Annotated in this window: 16 protein-coding genes; 6 read left to right on the forward strand and 10 right to left on the reverse strand. The window is 70.8% G+C overall.

Annotated features, from left to right (window positions below; translation table 11 throughout):
- Window positions 1-141: 141 nt before the first annotated feature.
- The 7 genes from MCBMB27_RS01180 to MCBMB27_RS01210 form a co-directional block, all read right to left on the reverse strand.
- A complete protein-coding gene (locus MCBMB27_RS01180) occupies window positions 142-627 on the reverse strand; it encodes a F0F1 ATP synthase subunit B family protein (protein WP_170861837.1) in 486 nt (161 codons plus the stop codon).
- Between the two features lie 16 nt (window positions 628-643).
- A complete protein-coding gene (locus MCBMB27_RS01185) occupies window positions 644-1,222 on the reverse strand; it encodes a F0F1 ATP synthase subunit B family protein (protein WP_043351914.1) in 579 nt (192 codons plus the stop codon).
- 146 nt (window positions 1,223-1,368) lie between these two features.
- Window positions 1,369-1,596: a F0F1 ATP synthase subunit C gene (locus tag MCBMB27_RS01190; protein ID WP_007566773.1), complete on the reverse strand. Its 228-nt coding sequence runs from the start codon at window positions 1,594-1,596 to the stop codon at window positions 1,369-1,371.
- A 75-nt stretch (window positions 1,597-1,671) separates the two neighbouring features.
- Window positions 1,672-2,427: a F0F1 ATP synthase subunit A gene (locus MCBMB27_RS01195; protein ID WP_043351912.1), complete on the reverse strand. Its 756-nt coding sequence runs from the start codon at window positions 2,425-2,427 to the stop codon at window positions 1,672-1,674.
- A gap of 74 nt (window positions 2,428-2,501) precedes the next feature.
- Window positions 2,502-2,876, reverse strand: a complete 375-nt coding sequence (locus MCBMB27_RS01200; protein ID WP_043351911.1) for an AtpZ/AtpI family protein — start codon at window positions 2,874-2,876, stop codon at window positions 2,502-2,504.
- 191 nt (window positions 2,877-3,067) lie between these two features.
- The gene (locus MCBMB27_RS01205) at window positions 3,068-3,712 is read right to left on the reverse strand and encodes a DsbA family protein (RefSeq protein ID WP_075379677.1); all 645 of its coding nucleotides are present in this window, start codon (window positions 3,710-3,712) and stop codon (window positions 3,068-3,070) included.
- An 89-nt stretch (window positions 3,713-3,801) separates the two neighbouring features.
- Entirely contained in the window at window positions 3,802-4,284 is a 483-nt protein-coding gene (locus MCBMB27_RS01210; RefSeq protein ID WP_043383805.1) for a DUF721 domain-containing protein, read from the reverse strand.
- Between the two features lie 120 nt (window positions 4,285-4,404).
- On the opposite strand from MCBMB27_RS01210, the gene mutY reads away from it, so the two are divergent.
- Complete coding sequence (gene mutY, locus MCBMB27_RS01215) at window positions 4,405-5,739, forward strand: A/G-specific adenine glycosylase (RefSeq protein ID WP_075379678.1); 1,335 nt, start codon at window positions 4,405-4,407, stop codon at window positions 5,737-5,739.
- Between the two features lie 209 nt (window positions 5,740-5,948).
- On the opposite strand, the gene MCBMB27_RS01220 is transcribed toward mutY, so the two are convergent.
- Window positions 5,949-7,139 (reverse strand): site-specific DNA-methyltransferase, encoded by a 1,191-nt coding sequence (locus MCBMB27_RS01220; protein WP_269466602.1) that lies wholly within the window; start codon window positions 7,137-7,139, stop codon window positions 5,949-5,951.
- Between the two features lie 585 nt (window positions 7,140-7,724).
- On the opposite strand from MCBMB27_RS01220, the gene MCBMB27_RS01225 reads away from it, so the two are divergent.
- The 4 genes from MCBMB27_RS01225 to MCBMB27_RS01240 all read left to right on the forward strand — a co-directional run bounded on the left by MCBMB27_RS01225 (window position 7,725) and on the right by MCBMB27_RS01240 (window position 10,699).
- Window positions 7,725-8,075: a septal ring lytic transglycosylase RlpA family protein gene (locus MCBMB27_RS01225; protein ID WP_051044822.1), complete on the forward strand. Its 351-nt coding sequence runs from the start codon at window positions 7,725-7,727 to the stop codon at window positions 8,073-8,075.
- Window positions 8,076-8,198: 123 nt separating this feature from the next.
- Window positions 8,199-8,513, forward strand: coding sequence for a polyhydroxyalkanoic acid system family protein (locus MCBMB27_RS01230; RefSeq protein WP_043351901.1), 315 nt, complete (start codon window positions 8,199-8,201; stop codon window positions 8,511-8,513).
- Window positions 8,514-8,593: 80 nt separating this feature from the next.
- Complete coding sequence (locus tag MCBMB27_RS01235) at window positions 8,594-8,830, forward strand: hypothetical protein (RefSeq protein ID WP_075379679.1); 237 nt, start codon at window positions 8,594-8,596, stop codon at window positions 8,828-8,830.
- Between the two features lie 66 nt (window positions 8,831-8,896).
- Complete coding sequence (locus MCBMB27_RS01240; RefSeq protein WP_043351897.1) at window positions 8,897-10,699, forward strand: ATP-binding cassette domain-containing protein; 1,803 nt, start codon at window positions 8,897-8,899, stop codon at window positions 10,697-10,699.
- Window positions 10,700-10,793: 94 nt separating this feature from the next.
- Here MCBMB27_RS01240 and MCBMB27_RS01245 read toward each other — a convergent pair whose 3' ends face one another.
- Window positions 10,794-10,979, reverse strand: a complete 186-nt coding sequence (locus tag MCBMB27_RS01245) for a DUF3606 domain-containing protein (protein ID WP_075379680.1) — start codon at window positions 10,977-10,979, stop codon at window positions 10,794-10,796.
- Between the two features lie 204 nt (window positions 10,980-11,183).
- On the opposite strand from MCBMB27_RS01245, the gene MCBMB27_RS01250 reads away from it, so the two are divergent.
- Entirely contained in the window at window positions 11,184-12,683 is a 1,500-nt protein-coding gene (locus tag MCBMB27_RS01250) for a carboxypeptidase M32 (protein WP_075379681.1), read from the forward strand.
- Between the two features lie 39 nt (window positions 12,684-12,722).
- On the opposite strand, the gene MCBMB27_RS01255 is transcribed toward MCBMB27_RS01250, so the two are convergent.
- Window positions 12,723-16,199 (reverse strand): ATP-binding protein, encoded by a 3,477-nt coding sequence (locus tag MCBMB27_RS01255; protein ID WP_075379682.1) that lies wholly within the window; start codon window positions 16,197-16,199, stop codon window positions 12,723-12,725.

Consider the following 16,199-nt stretch of genomic DNA (forward strand, 5'->3'; position numbering starts at 1 on the left):
GGCCCTGAGCCGATGCGGCGACGGCCGGACGGCTGGCACAGACCGAGACCACGACCGGCGTCGCCGTGCAGACGCCTCGCAGTTCCCGAAACGAAAAAAGCCGCCCGAAGGCGGCTTCTCATTGCGGCGATGCCGGTGCGGTCAGGACCGCATGCGGGTCCGGACCTCGCCGAGGCTCGCACGGATCAGGCCCTGCGCCGCCTCGCCCTGCATCCGCTCGCGCAGGATGGTCTCCGATACCTTCACCGCAGCCTCCGCGGCAGCGGCGCGGACCTGGGCCTCGGCCTGCGCTTCGGCCTGGGCGATCTTCGTCTCGGCAGCCTTGGTGCGGCGGGCGAGGAAGTCATCGAGCTTGCGGTGACCCTCCTCGGCGGCGCGCGCGGCCTCCTCGCGGGCACCGGCGACGATCGACTCGGCCTCCTTCTCGGCCTCGGCGCGGCGGCGCTTGTAGTCGGCGAGTACGGCGGCCGCTTCCTCGCGCAGGCGCTTGGCCTCGTCGAGTTCGTGGCGGACGCGGTTGGCGCGGCCGTCCAGACCCTTGGTCATCGTCGAGAAGGCACCGGCCTTCCAGGCGATACCCATGAAGATGACGAACGCGACGGCGACCCAGAATTCGGCTTCGAGCAGCATCGTGGGATCCCGTTCAGTGTGCGGTGGCGTCGAGGGCGCGGTCGAGGGTGGCCCGGTCGGGGGCCTGACCCGTCAGACGCTCGACGATCGCCGAAGCGGCCTCGCCCGCGATGGAGCGGACGTTGCCCATGGCGGCTTCGGTCCGCGTGCGGATCGTCGCCTCGGCAGCGACGAGCTTGGCGTTCAGCTCCGCCTCCAGCGCCTTGCGCTTGGTCTCGGCCTCGGCGGCCAGCGTGTTCCGGGTGGTCTGCGCGATGTCGCGCGCCTTGCCCTGGGCATCCCGGAGGCCGGTCTCGAAGGCCACGCCGGCGGCATCCGCCTCGGCCTTCATCGCCTGCGCCTGGTCCAGGTCGGCACGCAGGCGCTCGGCGCGGGCGTGCAGGATCGACTGGATCCGCGGCAGCGCGATCTTGTCCATCAGGTAGTAGAGGAGCCCGAAGGCCAGGGCGAGCCAGATCAGCTGCGCCAGGAAGCCCGACGTCTCGAAGGGCGGGAAGGCGCCCGAATGCGCTTCCGTATGTTCGACATGGCCCGGCACGACCTTCGTGTCGGCGCCCGGGGGCGGCGTGGTGAGGGGATTGGGCTGCGCCATGAGACCGCTACACTGACACCGTTCGGTGAGGCCACCGCCGGCGCGGTGACGGACGAAGGCGGACGCCCCGTCGCGGGAGCGTCCACCCGTTCATCGGGCCGGAGCCCGGGAGGAGACCGCGGGGACCGCGGCCTCCGGGGCGCCGATCAGACGGCGAAGAGCAGCAGCAGGGCGATCAGCAGCGAGAAGATGCCGAGCGCCTCGGTGAGGGCGAAGCCCAGGAGCAGGGTGGCGCGCTGGCCGTCGGCCGCAGACGGGTTGCGAAGGGCGCCGGCGAGGAACTGACCGAACAGGTTGCCGAGGCCGATGCCCGCACCCGCCATGCCGAGGCAAGCGAGGCCGGCGCCGATGTACTTCGCAGCGACGGGATCCATGGTAACTCCTGAGGTCTCTTCAGATCGAAACGTGCAGTGACGTTTGCGGCGGGTGGAGCCGGCCAGGTCTGACGACTAGTGGCCGGGGTGAAGGGCGTCGTTGAGGTAGATCGCCGTCAGCGTCGCGAAGACGTAAGCCTGAAGCGCCGCAACGAGGAACTCGAGAGCGGTCAGCGCGATCGTCAGGAACAGCGGGAGCGGCGATAGCACGCTCCAGGCGCCTGCGAGAAGAAGCTGGACCACGAAGAAGGCGAAGATCTTCATCGCGATGTGGCCGGCCAGCATGTTGGCGAACAGACGGACCGACAGGCTGATCGGGCGCGAGATGAACGAGATCACCTCGATCGGCACCAGGATCGCGAGAAGCGGCTTCGGCACGCCCGACGGCACGAACAGGCCGAAGAAATGGGTGCCGTGCTTCATCACACCGAAGATCACCACGGTGGAGATCACCAGCGCCGCGAGGCCGAAGGTGATGATCAGGTGGCTGGTCACCGCGAAGGCGTAGGGGATCATCCCGAAGAGGTTCAGGACGAGCACGAACATGAACAGCGAGAACACCAGCGGCAGGAACCGCTTGCCGCCGTCGCCGGTCGCCTGATGCACGGTATCGGCGATGAATTCGTAGAAGATCTCGGCCAGGGCCTGCATGCGGCCCGGCACGACCGAGCGCGACGCCGTCGCCACGATGGTGATCAGCGCGATCACCCCGACAGCCGCGAACATGTAGAGGGCGGACTGTGTGAACGCGAGCTGCTGATGGCCGATATGGCCCAGCGAAACGAGCGGCTTCAGCTCGAACTGATGAATCGGGTCGATCGTGACCGCCATTCCCGCTTCCGCCCTTCTTGTCCGGCACGCCGACGGGTGTCGGCCGCCCCACATTCCCTACCGATCGGCGCGCCTTATGGCTCCTGCCGATCGCGCCGTCCCGGACGCGCGCCGGCGAAACCCGACACCCGCATCACGTTGTAGATCCCCGCGACGAACCCCAGCATCAGGAGGACGATCAGGCCCCAGGGCTTCGTCCCGAAGACATGATCGACGATCCAGCCGAGTATGCCCCCTGCGATCACGCCCGCGACGAACTCCGTGGAGATCGTCATGGCCTGGCCCAGCGAGGATGGCCCGCCGTTCCGAGGGCGCGTCGATGGATCGGGAGCAGCCTGCGGCCGCTTCCGTTCGATCTGCGTCTCGAGACGTCTGAGCCTCGCGGAGAGTTCGCTGTCCGTCGGCGTCTGCTGGGTCCCTTTCCCGTCCCTCTGGTCGTCGCCGTTCACGGCTCAAAACTCATCGGGCAGGAGGATCTGGAACCCGCTGGACACCCCCAGCAAGCGGGGCGCACCATAGTTTCGCCTATCTTGAGTGTCAAGGCGAACCCCATACACAGTAAGTCTTTGATTTTGAGTTGGAATTCCAGCTTCAAGCGACGCGCCGGAGCCGCGTTGCGCACAAGGCTCCGGCAGGGCTCTCAGGCCCCGATCAGCGGCTTGATCACCTTCTCCATCCCCTCGACGGTCATCTCGCCGGTATAGCGCTCGCCGTTGATGAAGAAGGTCGGGGTCGAATCGACCTTAAACACGTCGAGGCCGCGCTGCTTCACGGCGTTGACGGCGCTGTAGATCTTCTGGTCCTTCAGGCAGGCCTCGAAGGTCTGCTTGTTGTAGCCGGCCTGCCGGAGCATCTGCTCCAGGGCGTCCACAGGCTTGGGCGTGAAGGCCCAGGCCGGCTGCTGGTCGAACAGCAGGTCGGTGATCGGGTAATACTTGGAATCGCCCTGGCATCGCGCCAGCATGAAAGCCGCCGTCGCCAGCGGGTCGAGGGGGAACTCGCGGAGCGTGAACCGCACCTTGCCGGTGTCGATGTAGCGCTCCTTGAGGGTCGGCCAGGTGTTCCGGTGGAAGGCCGCGCAGTGCGAGCAGGTCATCGACGCGTATTCGATGATCGTGCACTTGGCGTCCGCCGGGCCGAGCCAGACATCGCCGAGGGGACCCGGCTGCAGCAGCGCGGCCATCTCGGAATTCTGCGCCCGGGCCGGCCGCACGAGATAGGGCAGGGCGAGACCGGCGCCGAGGGCGAGGCCGGAGAATTTGAGAGCGTCGCGTCGCGTCGTCATCGGGCAGGCTCCGCCGGATTGAACAGTCGTGGCGTTCCGAAGCCGGTACTCGGGCGCGACCGTCCTGGCAAGGTGACCGAATCGACCGCTCACCGGTCCGGGCGCGTCGCCACCGCGGCGATGCCGAGGCGATCGAGGGCGGCGCGCAGGCCGTCATCGGCGATCCCCGCTACGGCGCGCTGCACCTCGACGGCGGCGGCCGGATCGATGCGGGCGGGGGAGGGCGCTCGGGCGCCGCGCCCGACCCGGTCCTGCTGCAGAACGATCCGCGAGACGCAGGCCCAGCCGTAATGGGCGTTGATCCGCTGGATCACCACCGGCGCGAGATGCTGCAGCTCGAGGGCGAAGACGCCCTCGACGCGCACCACCAGCGTCCCGGATTCGGGCGTGCCGGCATCCTTCCGGCGGCGCTTGGGCCATTCGAGCTTGGAAGGCCGGCAATATCGCGCGAGCCGTTCGCCGACGATCTCCGGCCAGGCGGCCAGGATGTCGGTCGACGCGAAGCCCTGCGCCGCGAAGGCAGGTCCGATGCAGCTCTCGATCAGCTCGGCCAGCGGTTTGACGCGCGCCATGATGGTTCCGGCCCTGTGGATCCGCGAAGGTTAGCGCAGGATGGTTGACGAAGGGAGCACGGGGCCGCGCTGTCATCGCCCTATGATCGCCGCCGACCTGCGGCTATGCAGCCTGAACGCATGCCGACCCGCACCGCCACGGATCCCAAGCCCGGCCCCGAACCGCGCGCCGACGAGCTGCTCGCCTGGTACGACCGGCATCGGCGGGTGCTGCCCTGGCGGGCGCTCGCCGGCGAGGTGCCCGATCCCTACCGGGTCTGGCTGTCCGAGGTCATGCTGCAGCAGACCACGATCGCGGCGGTTCGGCCGTATTTCGAGCGCTTCCTGACGCGCTTCCCCGATGTCGTCGCCCTGGCCGACGCCCCCGAGGAGGCGGTGATGTCGGCCTGGGCCGGCCTCGGCTATTATTCACGCGCCCGCAACCTCCATGCCTGCGCCAAGGCGGTCGCGGCGGCTGGCGGGCGCTTTCCCGACACGGCGGACGCCCTGCGCAAGCTGCCGGGAATCGGCGCCTACACGGCCGGGGCCATCGCGGCGATCGCCTTCGACCGGCCGGAGGCCGCCGTCGACGGCAATGTCGAGCGGGTCCTGAGCCGGGCCTACGCGGTGGAGACGCCCCTCCCGGGCAGCCGGCCGGAGATCCGCCGCCTGACGCAGGCGCTGGTCCCGGCGGACCGGCCCGGCGACTTCGCCCAGGCGCTCATGGATCTCGGCGCGACGATCTGCACGCCCAAGCGCCCCGCCTGCGCCCTCTGCCCGTGGATGCTGCCCTGCCGCGCCCGGTCGCTCGGCACCCAGCAGACGTTCCCGCGCAAGATCAAGGTCGCCAAGGGCGCGCTCCGCCGCGGTGCGGCCTTCGTGGTGATCCGCAGTGGCGACGAGGCGGTGCTGCTGCGGACGCGCGCGCCGGAGGGGCTGCTCGGCAACATGGCCGAGCCGCCGGGCAGCGCCTGGGAGCCGGACTACGACGTCGCCGCCGCCCTCCTGGACGCGCCGCTGGATGCCCGGTGGAAGCGGCTTCCGGGGCTCGTGCGCCACGGCTTCACGCATTTTCCGCTGGAGCTGACGGTCTTCGTGGCCCGTGTCGCGCTCGCGACACCGGTTCCGGCCGGCATGCGCTTCACCCCGCGCAGCGCCCTCGACGACGAGCCGCTCCCCGGCCTGATGCGCAAGGTCCTGGCCCACGCCTTCGATCCGAAGCCGGAGCCCGAGGCGAAGCCGCGCGGACGCCCCCGGAAGGAGCCGCCGCCGATGCCGCTCCTCGCGGCGATGGAGGCGCCGGTGTCGATGCCGGATCCGGTTCCGCGCCCGCGCGTGCGGGCCGTTCCGAAGCCCCAGCCGAGGCCGGCGCCCGCGCCACCGCCCGAAGCGGACGATCTGCATGAGGGCGAGGTGGAGCCGCCCGCGACACCGACCTCGCCGCGGCGCCGGGGCCCGGCCCGAAGACGGCCCTGACCCGGTCGCACCGCACGTATGGGGCTGCCAGCAGGCGCGAGCCCCGGAATCCAGCGACCCTGCCGGTCCGGGACGGTGCCTTTAAGCTCAGTGCCGGCGCGGTTCCGGATTCCGGGCGCAGCGACGGGGCCCAGGGCAGGGCGACATCCGACAGCGTCATGCCAGCCTGGATGGCGTCGCTCCGCCCGCGCGGACGGCCGCGACGTTCGTCAGCCGTTCGCCATCGCCTGCCGCAGGCCTGCCCGGTAGGTGTCGATCACCACCGGCTTGCCGCCGCGCTCCACGTGCCAGAAGGTCCAGCCATTGCAGGCCGGCAGGCCCTGGACCAGGGCGCCAATCTTGTGGATCGAGCCGATGACGAGGCCGTTGTCGAGCTGGCCGTCGGGGCGGACCGTGGCGCGGAAGCGGCGGCGCTCGTCCGTGACGGTCTCGCCGGGGCGGATATGGCCCGCCTCGATCACCGACAGGAACGGCACCCGCGGCTCGGCGCGCTTGGTCGGCGCCACCATGAGGGCGGCCTTCGACAGGGTCTCGACGGCGGCGATCCGCTCACGGGCGGCCGCCGCGTAGGTCTCCTCGCGCTCGATGCCGATGAAGCGGCGGCCGAGGCGCTTGGCGACGGCGCCGGTGGTGCCGGTGCCGAAGAACGGGTCGAGGACCACGTCGCCGGGATTGGTCGCCGCCAACAGCGTCCGGGCGAGCAGGGCCTCGGGCTTCTGGGTCGGATGAACCTTGCGCCCGTCCGCATCCTTCAGCCGCTCCTCGCCGGTGCAGAGGGGGATGAACCAGTCGGAGCGCATCTGGAGGTCCTCGTTGCCTCCTTTCAGCGCCTCGTAGTGGAAGGTGTAGCCCTTCGAGTCCGCCGAGCGCGAGGCCCAGATCAGGGTCTCGTGCGCATTGGTGAAGCGCTTGCCGCGGAAGTTCGGCATCGGGTTGGCCTTGCGCCAGACGATGTCGTTGAGGATCCAGTAACCGAGATCCTGCAACGCGCTCCCGACCCGGAAGATGTTGTGGTACGAACCGATCACCCAGAGGGTCGCGTTCGGCTTCATCACGCGGCGGCAGGCGGCGAGCCAGTCCCGGGTGAAGGCGTCGTAGGCCTCGAAGGTGGCGAACTTGTCCCAATCGTCGTCGACGGCGTCGACGCGGCTCTGGTCCGGACGCAGCAGCCCGGCCTCGCCGAGCTGGAGGTTGTAGGGCGGATCGGCGAACACGCAGTCGACGCTCGACGCCGGCAGAGCGTTCATGGCCGCGATACAATCCCCGACGAGAACCTGGTCGAGGGGTAGGGAACGCTGGGCGGGTACGAGACCCATCCGTGGCGCCGACGCGGGCCGCCCGGCACGCGAGACCTGTTTCCGGGCGACGGCGTCGGCAGCCACGGTACGCGGGGAAGCCATGGCAAACACCGGTTACGCGACTGACCGGCAGACCATGCCTCCGGTACGGTAAAGGTCACGTTGTCGAATTCGGCGGCGCCGCGTCCCGTTCTGGGGCTGCAGATTTTGCCGACCCCGCTCTCGGACAATCCTGCGACAGATTAAGCAACGGTTACCCGGCGGTCCCGGGCGCCGTTTACGCGGCGATGACCCGTCACATCTGCGGGCGTCCGGCCCTAGCGCAGGGCCTGGACTGTCCGAACCGCCGGGCATGCCGGGCGGCGGCCATAAGGTCTGGTTTCCGCGTCCGCTTCCAGCTCAGCGGGATGCAGGGTCACAGCCGATGCAGGGCTTAGGAAAATCAGCCCATTTCGGCGCGCCGTAGGGTGGCCTGGACAGTACTTTCCGAATACGCGAAAGATCCAAACAATGCATTCTCCGCGAAACAAATGGAAACAAACCGTAATAAACCTCCATGTAATAATCATGATCAGGACGAAATCGGCCAAAATGTGACAGAATCGGCCCGCAAATGCCTGCCATAATCCGGCCGATTTCGGACACGACTGGCGCCGCCCCGACAACAACAAAGGGAATGCGTCGAGAATGTCGTTTGGTTTCGGTAAGCTCGTTGTCTCACTTGGAATGCTGTCCACCGTCGTCGGAACAAGCCTCCCGGCCGCCGCGCAGAGCGGAGCGGCCTCCTGGTATGGAAGCGGTCATCGCACCGCGAACGGCGAGCGTTTCAACCCCAACGGACTGACCGCCGCCCATCGCAGCCTGCCGTTCGGCACCCGGGTCCGCGTCGAGAACAGGCGGACCGGCCGCTCGGTGGTCGTTCGCATCAACGATCGCGGTCCCTTCGTGCGCGGCCGCATCATCGATCTGTCGCGTGGCTCCGCCCGCGCTCTGGGCATGGGCGGCACGACCTACGTGTCGCTGCAAGTCGTGCACTGATCCCTCACGGGCGCCGCACGCGCCGGGCCGCCGCCCGTCCGAGAGGGCGGGGCGGCTCCCCGGGCGTTGTCTGCCGCGCCCGGACGCCCCATCTGCAGCCGGGTTCAGCTCGGATCAGTGCCCATGCCCAAGCCCCTCATCGTCGACATCCCGCACGACCTCGGCCGCGATGAGGCCAAGCGTCGCCTGGAGCACGGCACGGATCAGGCGCGGGCCTTCCTGGCCAAGAGCGGCATCACCGTGGACCAGCTCGCCTGGACGGGGGACCGACTCGATTTCGGCGTGTCGGCGATGACCCAGAAAGTCGCCGGGACGATCGACGTGGGCGCCGAGAGCGTCCGCCTGGAGGTGAAGCTGCCGTTCCTGCTCGCCCTGTTCGCCGAGAAGATCCAGAAGGTCGCGAGCAAGGAGGGCAACCTCCTGCTGACGAAGAAGTAGCGCTCCGGAACCGGATCGGCCGGTCTCTGTTTCCGCGGGACCGGTGCCGAAGTGCGCCGTCAGTCTCGTGGAGGATTACGGTGCCCGATTACACCCTCGCCGATCCGGGGCAGGTCCCCGAGGTCCCGCCGCAGCCGGCTCCGGTGCCGGACCGACCCTACGATCCGCCGCAGGCCCCGACGCAGCCGCCCGGACCGGAGATCCCGGGGAACACCCCGGCCGAGGCGCCGGGCGTCCATCCGCCGGAGATCCCGGTCAACGATCCGGGCGCGCCCGGGATCAGCCCGCCGACGGGACCGGCCAATCCGATCGCCTGACCCGCCGACGAGGTCGGGGGGCGGCGCCGTTTGAACAGGCCGCCCCACACTGCCATAAGCCGGCCCATGGCCGCTCCCCCGCTCCTCACCCTCCAGGACGTCGCCCTGACTTTCGGCGGCACGCCCCTGATCACCCGTGCCGACATCGCCATCGCGCCGGGTGAGCGCACCTGCCTCGTCGGTCGGAACGGGTCGGGCAAGTCGACGCTCATGAAGATCGCCGCGGGACTCGTCGATCCCGACAAGGGGCGCCGTTTCGTCCAACCCGGCACCACGATCCGCTACCTCGCCCAGGAACCCGACTTCACGGGCTTCGACACCACCCTCGATTTCGTCGAGGCCGGGCTGCCGCCTGGCGAATCGACCCACCGCGCCCGTTACCTGCTGGAGAGCCTCGGCCTCACGGGTGCCGAGGATCCAACCAAGCTCTCCGGCGGCGAGGGGCGGCGCACCGCATTGGCGCAGGCGCTCGCCCCCGAGCCCGACGTTCTGCTTCTCGACGAGCCCACCAACCACCTCGACCTGCCGGCGATCGAGTGGCTCGAGGCCGAGCTGAAGGGCACCCGCGCGGCCCTCGTGCTGATCAGCCACGACCGGCGCTTCCTCTCGGCCCTGTCGCGGGCCACGATCTGGCTCGACCGGGGCGAGACGCGCCGGATCGACCAGGGCTTCTCCAGCTTCGAGGCGTGGCGCGACGCCTTCTTCGAGGAGGAGGAGCGGGACCAGCACAAGCTCGACCGCAAGATCGCCGCCGAGGAGCACTGGCTGCGCTACGGGGTCACCGCCCGGCGCAAGCGCAACGTCCGCCGCCTCGGCAACCTGCACGAGCTGCGCCAGAACCGGCGCGAGGTGCGCCGCCCGGTGGGCAGCGTCAGCATGCAGGCCTCCGATGCCGAATCCTCGGGGAGCCTCGTGGTCGAGGCCCGCGACATCGCCAAGAGCTACGGGGAGCGCAAGATCGTCGACGGGCTGTCCCTTCGGGTGATGCGCGGGGACCGGCTCGGCATCGTCGGGGCGAACGGCGCCGGCAAGAGTACCCTGATCAACCTGCTCATGGGCCGGCTCGCGCCCGATTCCGGGCAGGTCGTCCTCGGGACCAACCTGCTGCCGGTGGTGCTCGATCAGGCCCGCGCCGTGCTGGAGCCCGGGATGACCGTCACCGACGTGCTCACCGGCGGCCGTGGCGACAGCGTCGTGGTGAACGGCCAGAGCCGCCACGTGATCGGCTACCTGAAGGACTTCCTGTTCACCCCCGAGCAGGCCCGCACGCCCGTTTCGGTCCTGTCCGGCGGCGAGCGCAACCGCTTGCTGATCGCCCGGGCCCTGGCCCAGCCGGCGAATCTCCTCGTCCTCGATGAGCCCACGAACGACCTCGACCTCGAGACCCTCGACCTGCTCCAGGAGATGCTGGGCGACTACCAGGGGACGCTGATCCTGGTGAGCCACGACCGCGACTTCCTCGACCGCGTGGCGGGCAGCGTGCTGGTGTCCGAGGGCGCCGGCCGCTGGGTCGAGTATGCCGGCGGCTACAGCGACATGCTGGTCCAGCGGGGTCAGGGCGTCGAGGCGCGGACCGTCGCGCCGAAGGCGAAGGAGCCGCGCGAGCGCAACGCCGCACCGGCGGCCCAGCCCGCGGGCAAGCCCAAGCTCGGCTTCAAGGACCAGCACGAGTTGAAGACGCTGCCGGCCCGCATCGAGAAGCTGGAGGCGGCGATCGCCCAGCTCAAAACGATCCTGGCCGACCCCGAACTGTACGCCCGCGATCCGGCCCGGTTCGACAAGGCTTCGACCATGCTGGCGCAGGCCGAGACCGAGCTGTCGCAGGCGGAGGATCGCTGGCTCGAGTTAGAGATGCTGCAGGCAGGGTAATGGCCCCGTCGACGTAGATGCTCCTGAGCACCTGCTCCGATCAACAACTCAGTACGCTCATCTCAGCATGCCCATCCGCGCAACCACGCGAGAGCTAGGGCCAGGTTTTGCCGAGATGCTTGGCGACGTCTTTGGTTTGCACGCCAACCCGCCTGACCGCATCCTTGATCTGTTCTTTCGTGACCCCAAACTTTCTGGCCCAATAATCAAGCTCCCAGTCCTCATGGACGTTGATCTTGAATTTGTCTTCCGGCTCCCGCCGATTGAGATTGTCAGTCACTTCAGGTTTCCCTTATGGCAACGAAGTCAACCTAAGCGATGTTTCGGATTTGGCAAGCGGGCCAGGGCGCTTTCGACCGGGATTTGCATCGCGGGCGTGGGGGCTTCGAATGTCACGCTTGCGGCGATCGAGCATAAGACGTTGAAAATGAGAGGGACCTTCAGTCCGCCCGTTTTTTCCGCAGCTTGAGAAGGCTCTGCCTGCATGACCGCCTACCAGATTCTCGAACAGCGCTTCGCCCGGCTCGCGGCCCTCGAGGGCGCGGCCGGGATCCTCGGCTGGGACGCGCAGACCCTGATGCCGGACGGCGCCGCCGAGGCCCGCGGGGACCAGCTCGCGATTCTGCGCGGGCTCGCCCACGGGATGCTCACCGCTCCCGAGGCCGCCGAGGAACTGGCGGCCGCCGAGCAGGGCGGCGACCTCGAACCCTGGGCCGCCGCCAACCTGCGGGAGATGCGCCGCACCCAGGCCCATGCCACGGCCGTCCCCCGCGACCTCGTCGAGGCCAGCTCCCGCGCCGTGTCCCGCTCGGAGATGGTGTGGCGCGAGGCGCGGCGCGACGCCGACTTCGCCCGCCTCGAGCCCCACCTCGCCGAGGTGCTGCGGCTCCAGCGGGAGATCGGCCAGGCGAAGGGCGCGGCCCTCGGGCTCGACCCCTACGACGCGCTCCTCGACGGCTACGATCCCGGCATGCGCCGGGCGACGATCGATCCGCTCTTCGCGGATCTGACCGGCTGGCTGCCGGACCTGATCGCCCGCGCGCGCGAGATCCAGGCGTCCCGTCCGGCGCCGCTCCCGCTCGCCGGCCCGTTCGACGTGGCGGTGCAGCGCGATCTCGGCCTCAGGCTGATGGAGGCGGTGGGATTCGACTTCACCCGCGGCCGGCTCGACATCAGTCTGCATCCGTTCTGCGGCGGCGCCACCGACGACGTCCGTATCACCACCCGCTACGACGCGGCCGATTTCGGGCGGGCCCTGATGGGCGTTCTCCACGAGACCGGACACGCCCTCTACGAGCAGGGCCGGCCGGCCGCGTGGCGGAACCAGCCGGTGGGCGCGGCGCGGGGGATGAGCCTGCACGAGAGCCAGTCGCTCATCGTCGAGATGCAGGCCTGCCGGAGCCGGGACTTCTTCACCTTCCTGGCGCCGCTCCTGCAGGCGGCCTTCGGGCGTTCCGGACCGGAATGGTCGCCGGAGAATCTGCACGCGCTCAACATTCGGGTGGCGCCGGGCTTCATCCGGGTGGATGCCGACGAGGCGACCTACCCGGCCCATATCCTCCTGCGCTACCGTCTGGAGACGGCGATGATCGCGGGCGACCTCGCGGTGCGCGATCTGCCGGGGGCGTTCAACGACGGCCTGCGCGATCTCCTCGGCCTCACCGTACCAGACGACCGGGTCGGTTGCCTCCAGGATATCCACTGGCCGAGTGGCGCCTTTGGCTATTTCCCGACCTACACCCTCGGCGCCCTGGCCGCCGCGCAGCTGTTCCGCGCCGCCCGATCGGCCGAGCCGGCCTTACCGGACCGCCTCGCGCAGGGCGATTTCGGTCCCTTGCGGGACTGGCTCCGGACGAACGTCCACGCGGTCGGAAGCCTGCTGGACACCGACGCGCTGCTCACCCGCGCCACCGGGACGCCACTCGGCACGGAAGCGTTCCGGGCGCATCTTGAGGCACGCTATCTCGGGGGCTCGGGCGCCTGAGGAGGGCCGCGCGCCGGGACGGGGCGCTTCCAGCCCCTTCTACAGCGCCACCACGTCCACCGCTTCGCCGAGCCTGTCACGGGCGATGTCCGCCACGTGGCGGTGGTGCGTGAACAGGATCGGCTGGACCCGTTCCCCGATCGCCGCCAGTGCGTCCAGACCGTAGCCGGTCCGGGTCTCGTCGAAGGTCGAGAACAGGTCGTCGCCGATGAAGGGCGCCGGCTCGGCGCGTTCGGCGTAGTCTTCCAGGTAGGCCAGCCGCAGGGCGAGGTAGAGCTGGTCGCGGGTGCCCTCGCTCATGCCCTCGATCGCCACCGTGCCGCCCCCGGCGCGCTGCCCCGCGAGCTTCGGGGTGTCGGCCTCGTCGTAGATCTGGGCAAGGCCGGAGAACGCGCCGCCGGTGAGGGCCCGGAACAGCGCGCCCGCCCGGGCGACGAGGGGATCCTGCTGCCCCGCGCGATGGCGGGCCACCGCCTGCCCCAGCATCAGACCGGCGAGCCGCAGCACGGCCCAGGAGCGCGCCGCCGCCTGGAGATCCGCCTCCGCCGCCTTGCGCTCGGCGAGGGCCAGTTCGGCGCCGGTGCCGCCCTCCAGTTCCGCCCGGCGCCGCTCGGCGCGGTCGCGGTCGGCGAAGATCACCTGCCCGCGTTCGGCCTGCTCTTCGGCCTCGAGTGCCAGACGCGCCAGTTCGGCCTCGATGGCCTCTGGGGGCAGGGTCTCGAGACCGGCGCGCAGCTCGGCCTCGGGAAGCCCGTCCGCTGCGCCCGCGAGGCTGCCGCGGAGCCGCAGACGCTCGGCGCGCAGCAGCTCCCGGGCGCTCAAGCGGCCGAACAGACGATCGATCTCCGCAGTCGGGGCAGCGGCGAGGTCCGGCATCGCCTCGGCCACCAGCCGGACGAGGGTCGCCCGGGCCGCCTCGTGCGATTCCGCGGCATCGCGATGCGCCAACTCGGCCTCCTCGCGGCGGCGGTCGAGCTCGGCACGCCGCGCTTCCCGGGCCTGTGCGGCGACGAGACGGCTGTGGAGGGTCCGGATCGCACCGGCGGGCGGCGCCTGCGCGAGATCGGGCGCCAGGGCCTCGACCAGGGTGGCCACCGTGACCCGGAACGCCTCCATGTCCCGCCGGATGCCGGTGGACCGGCGCTGCAGGGCGGCCCGCTCCGCCAACCGGTCCGGCACGCTCCGCCATGCCTCCAGCGCGCCCTCGGCCTCTTCGGGCCCAGCCGCACCGTCGAGCCCGAGGGGCAGCAATGCCGCCGCCCAATCGGCCTGCCACGCGGCGCGCCGAGCGGCGGTCTCGGCGAGGGCCCGCTCCAGCCGCTCAACCGAAAGTCCGGCGGCGCGCACCAGACCGGCAGTCTGAAGATTGGCTTCCCAGCGGCTTGCCAGGGTGGCGACCCGCGCTTCCAGACCGTCCAGCGCGGCAGCGATCTCGAGGTCCGGTGCGGCGTCGAGCCCGGCGCGGTTGCGCAGATCGGTCAGCGGCGCCCGGGCGGCCTCGATCCGCACCCGGAGGCGATCCGCCTCGATCCGCTGCGCGGCGAGCCGCTGCTCCGCTTCGATCAGGCTCTCCACCTCGGCGAGCCACGCCGCCATCTCGGCCGGCGGGCCGGGCACGAGGGCGGCGGGCCGCCAGGCCTCCTGCCAGGCCGCCTCGCCCGCGGCGAGCTCGGCGGCGAGGGCGGCGAGGACCTCATCGGCCTGCGTGGCCTCCGCCTCCTCGGTGGCGAGGCGCTCCAGGTCGGCGGCGTGGGCCGCGACCCGGGCCGCATCGGAGGCCCGCTCGTCGGCGACGCGGTCGGCCGACAGGAGCGCGCGCTCGAAGGCTGCGATCTCGGCGATCCCGGCCGGGCGCCCTTCCGCCAGGGCATCGCGGAGAAACGCGAAGGCGGCATCGCGGGTCGCCCGCAGCGCGTCGAGCCGCTCCCGGGTGGCGACGGGCCGGCCGGCCTCGCGCTCACGCAGCCGCGCCTGGGTGGCGGCGACCTGCCGGCGGGCGGTGTCGCGACGGTCGGCGGCCCGCTCGTGCTCGCGGGTCTTGGTCTCCAGACGCTGACGGTAACGCGCCACCGTATCGGGAGCGGGCAGAGGCGTCCGGACGAGGACGGCGAGGTCGGCCACCGGAGGCGACAGCCGCCCCGCCTGGTTGTGCAGCAGCGCCGCCTCTCGGCAAATGGCGGCGTCGAGGGTCTCGCGGGCGGCGATCCATTCGTGCAGGCGGGCGAGGGGCTTCAACGCTTCCCGAAGGGGGGTCGGATCCCGGGCCGCATCCGCCGCCTCCATCTCCCGGGCGAGGCGCTCCCGCTCGGCGCGGGCGGCGGCGAGGTCACGGGCGAGCTGATCCTCCGCGGCCGCGAAGGTCCGGCCCTCGCGGATCAGGCGCTCGATCCGCGCGCGCGCGGCGTCCGGAGGCTGCCCAGCCTCGAGCGCGGCGAGATCGGGGGCGCCGATCCGGCCACGCAGCCGCTCAAGCTCCAGCCCGACCTTGTAGGCGTCGCCCTCGATCCGGGGCAGGTCGGTGCCGCCCTTCTCGAACTCCTTGGTGCCGCTGAACGCCGCCAGGATCTCGTCGGCCCGGTGGGTCAGCGCCGGCTCGACCGGTACCGCCTCGGCCTCGCTCCGGGCCCGGTCGCGCGCGGCTTCGGCCCGCACCGCCTCGGCTTCCGCGGCGCGGCACGCGTCAAGGGCGGCCCCGAAACGGGCGATCCAGGCGGGATCCGCATCGGCGAGGTCGGTCTCGGCGGCGATGCGCTCCTCCAGCGCGTCGATCTCGGCGATGATCGGCCGGACGCGCTTGAGCCGCTCCAGCCGGGCGCGCGCCACCGCGATGGCCTTCTGCTCAGCCCGCAACGCCTCGAGCTGCGCGGCCGCCGCCGCGATCTCGTCGTTGAGCGCCCGCCAGTCGCCGGCGCGCAGGCCCCGCTCGCGGATCGCCCGCCGTGCCGTCTCGTGACGCTCCAGGGCTTGGTAGAAGGTCCGGTGCTTGGCTTGGCGCGGGGCGAAGATGGCGTCGGCCTCCGCATCGAGTGTCGTCTGCAGCTCCGTGAGTCCGCGCAGGCCCGAACCCGCCGCGAACAGGCTCGCGCCAACCTCGCCCTCCACGTCGACCATCTCGCGCCCGCCGGCCCGGAGGCTCGCCGCGTCGAGGCCGAAGGCCCGGCAGAAGACCGGCCGGGACAGTCCGCCGAGGAACGGCGCCAGCGCGTCGTCGGGGAGCGGCGCCTCGGCGGCGTCGATGAGGGTCCGGCTGTTGCCCTTCCGGCGCCGGAAGGACAGACGGCGGCCGTCGGCGGCGGCGATCTCCGCGCCGAGGCGCAGCTGCGGCATGTCGTGCAGGAAGGCGTAGGGGGTGGATTTCCCGAAGCCGAACAGCAGATCGGTGACCGCCGCCAGCGCGGTGCTCTTGCCGGCCTCATTGGCGCCCAGCACCACGTGAAGGCGCGCATCCGGCCGGAATTCGACCGTGCGGTCCGTGAAGGCGCCGTAGCGCTCCAGGGCGAGGCGGATCAGGCGCAT

Origin of the sequence: Methylobacterium phyllosphaerae (assembly GCF_001936175.1) — a bacterium.
GTDB lineage: Bacteria > Pseudomonadota > Alphaproteobacteria > Rhizobiales > Beijerinckiaceae > Methylobacterium > Methylobacterium fujisawaense.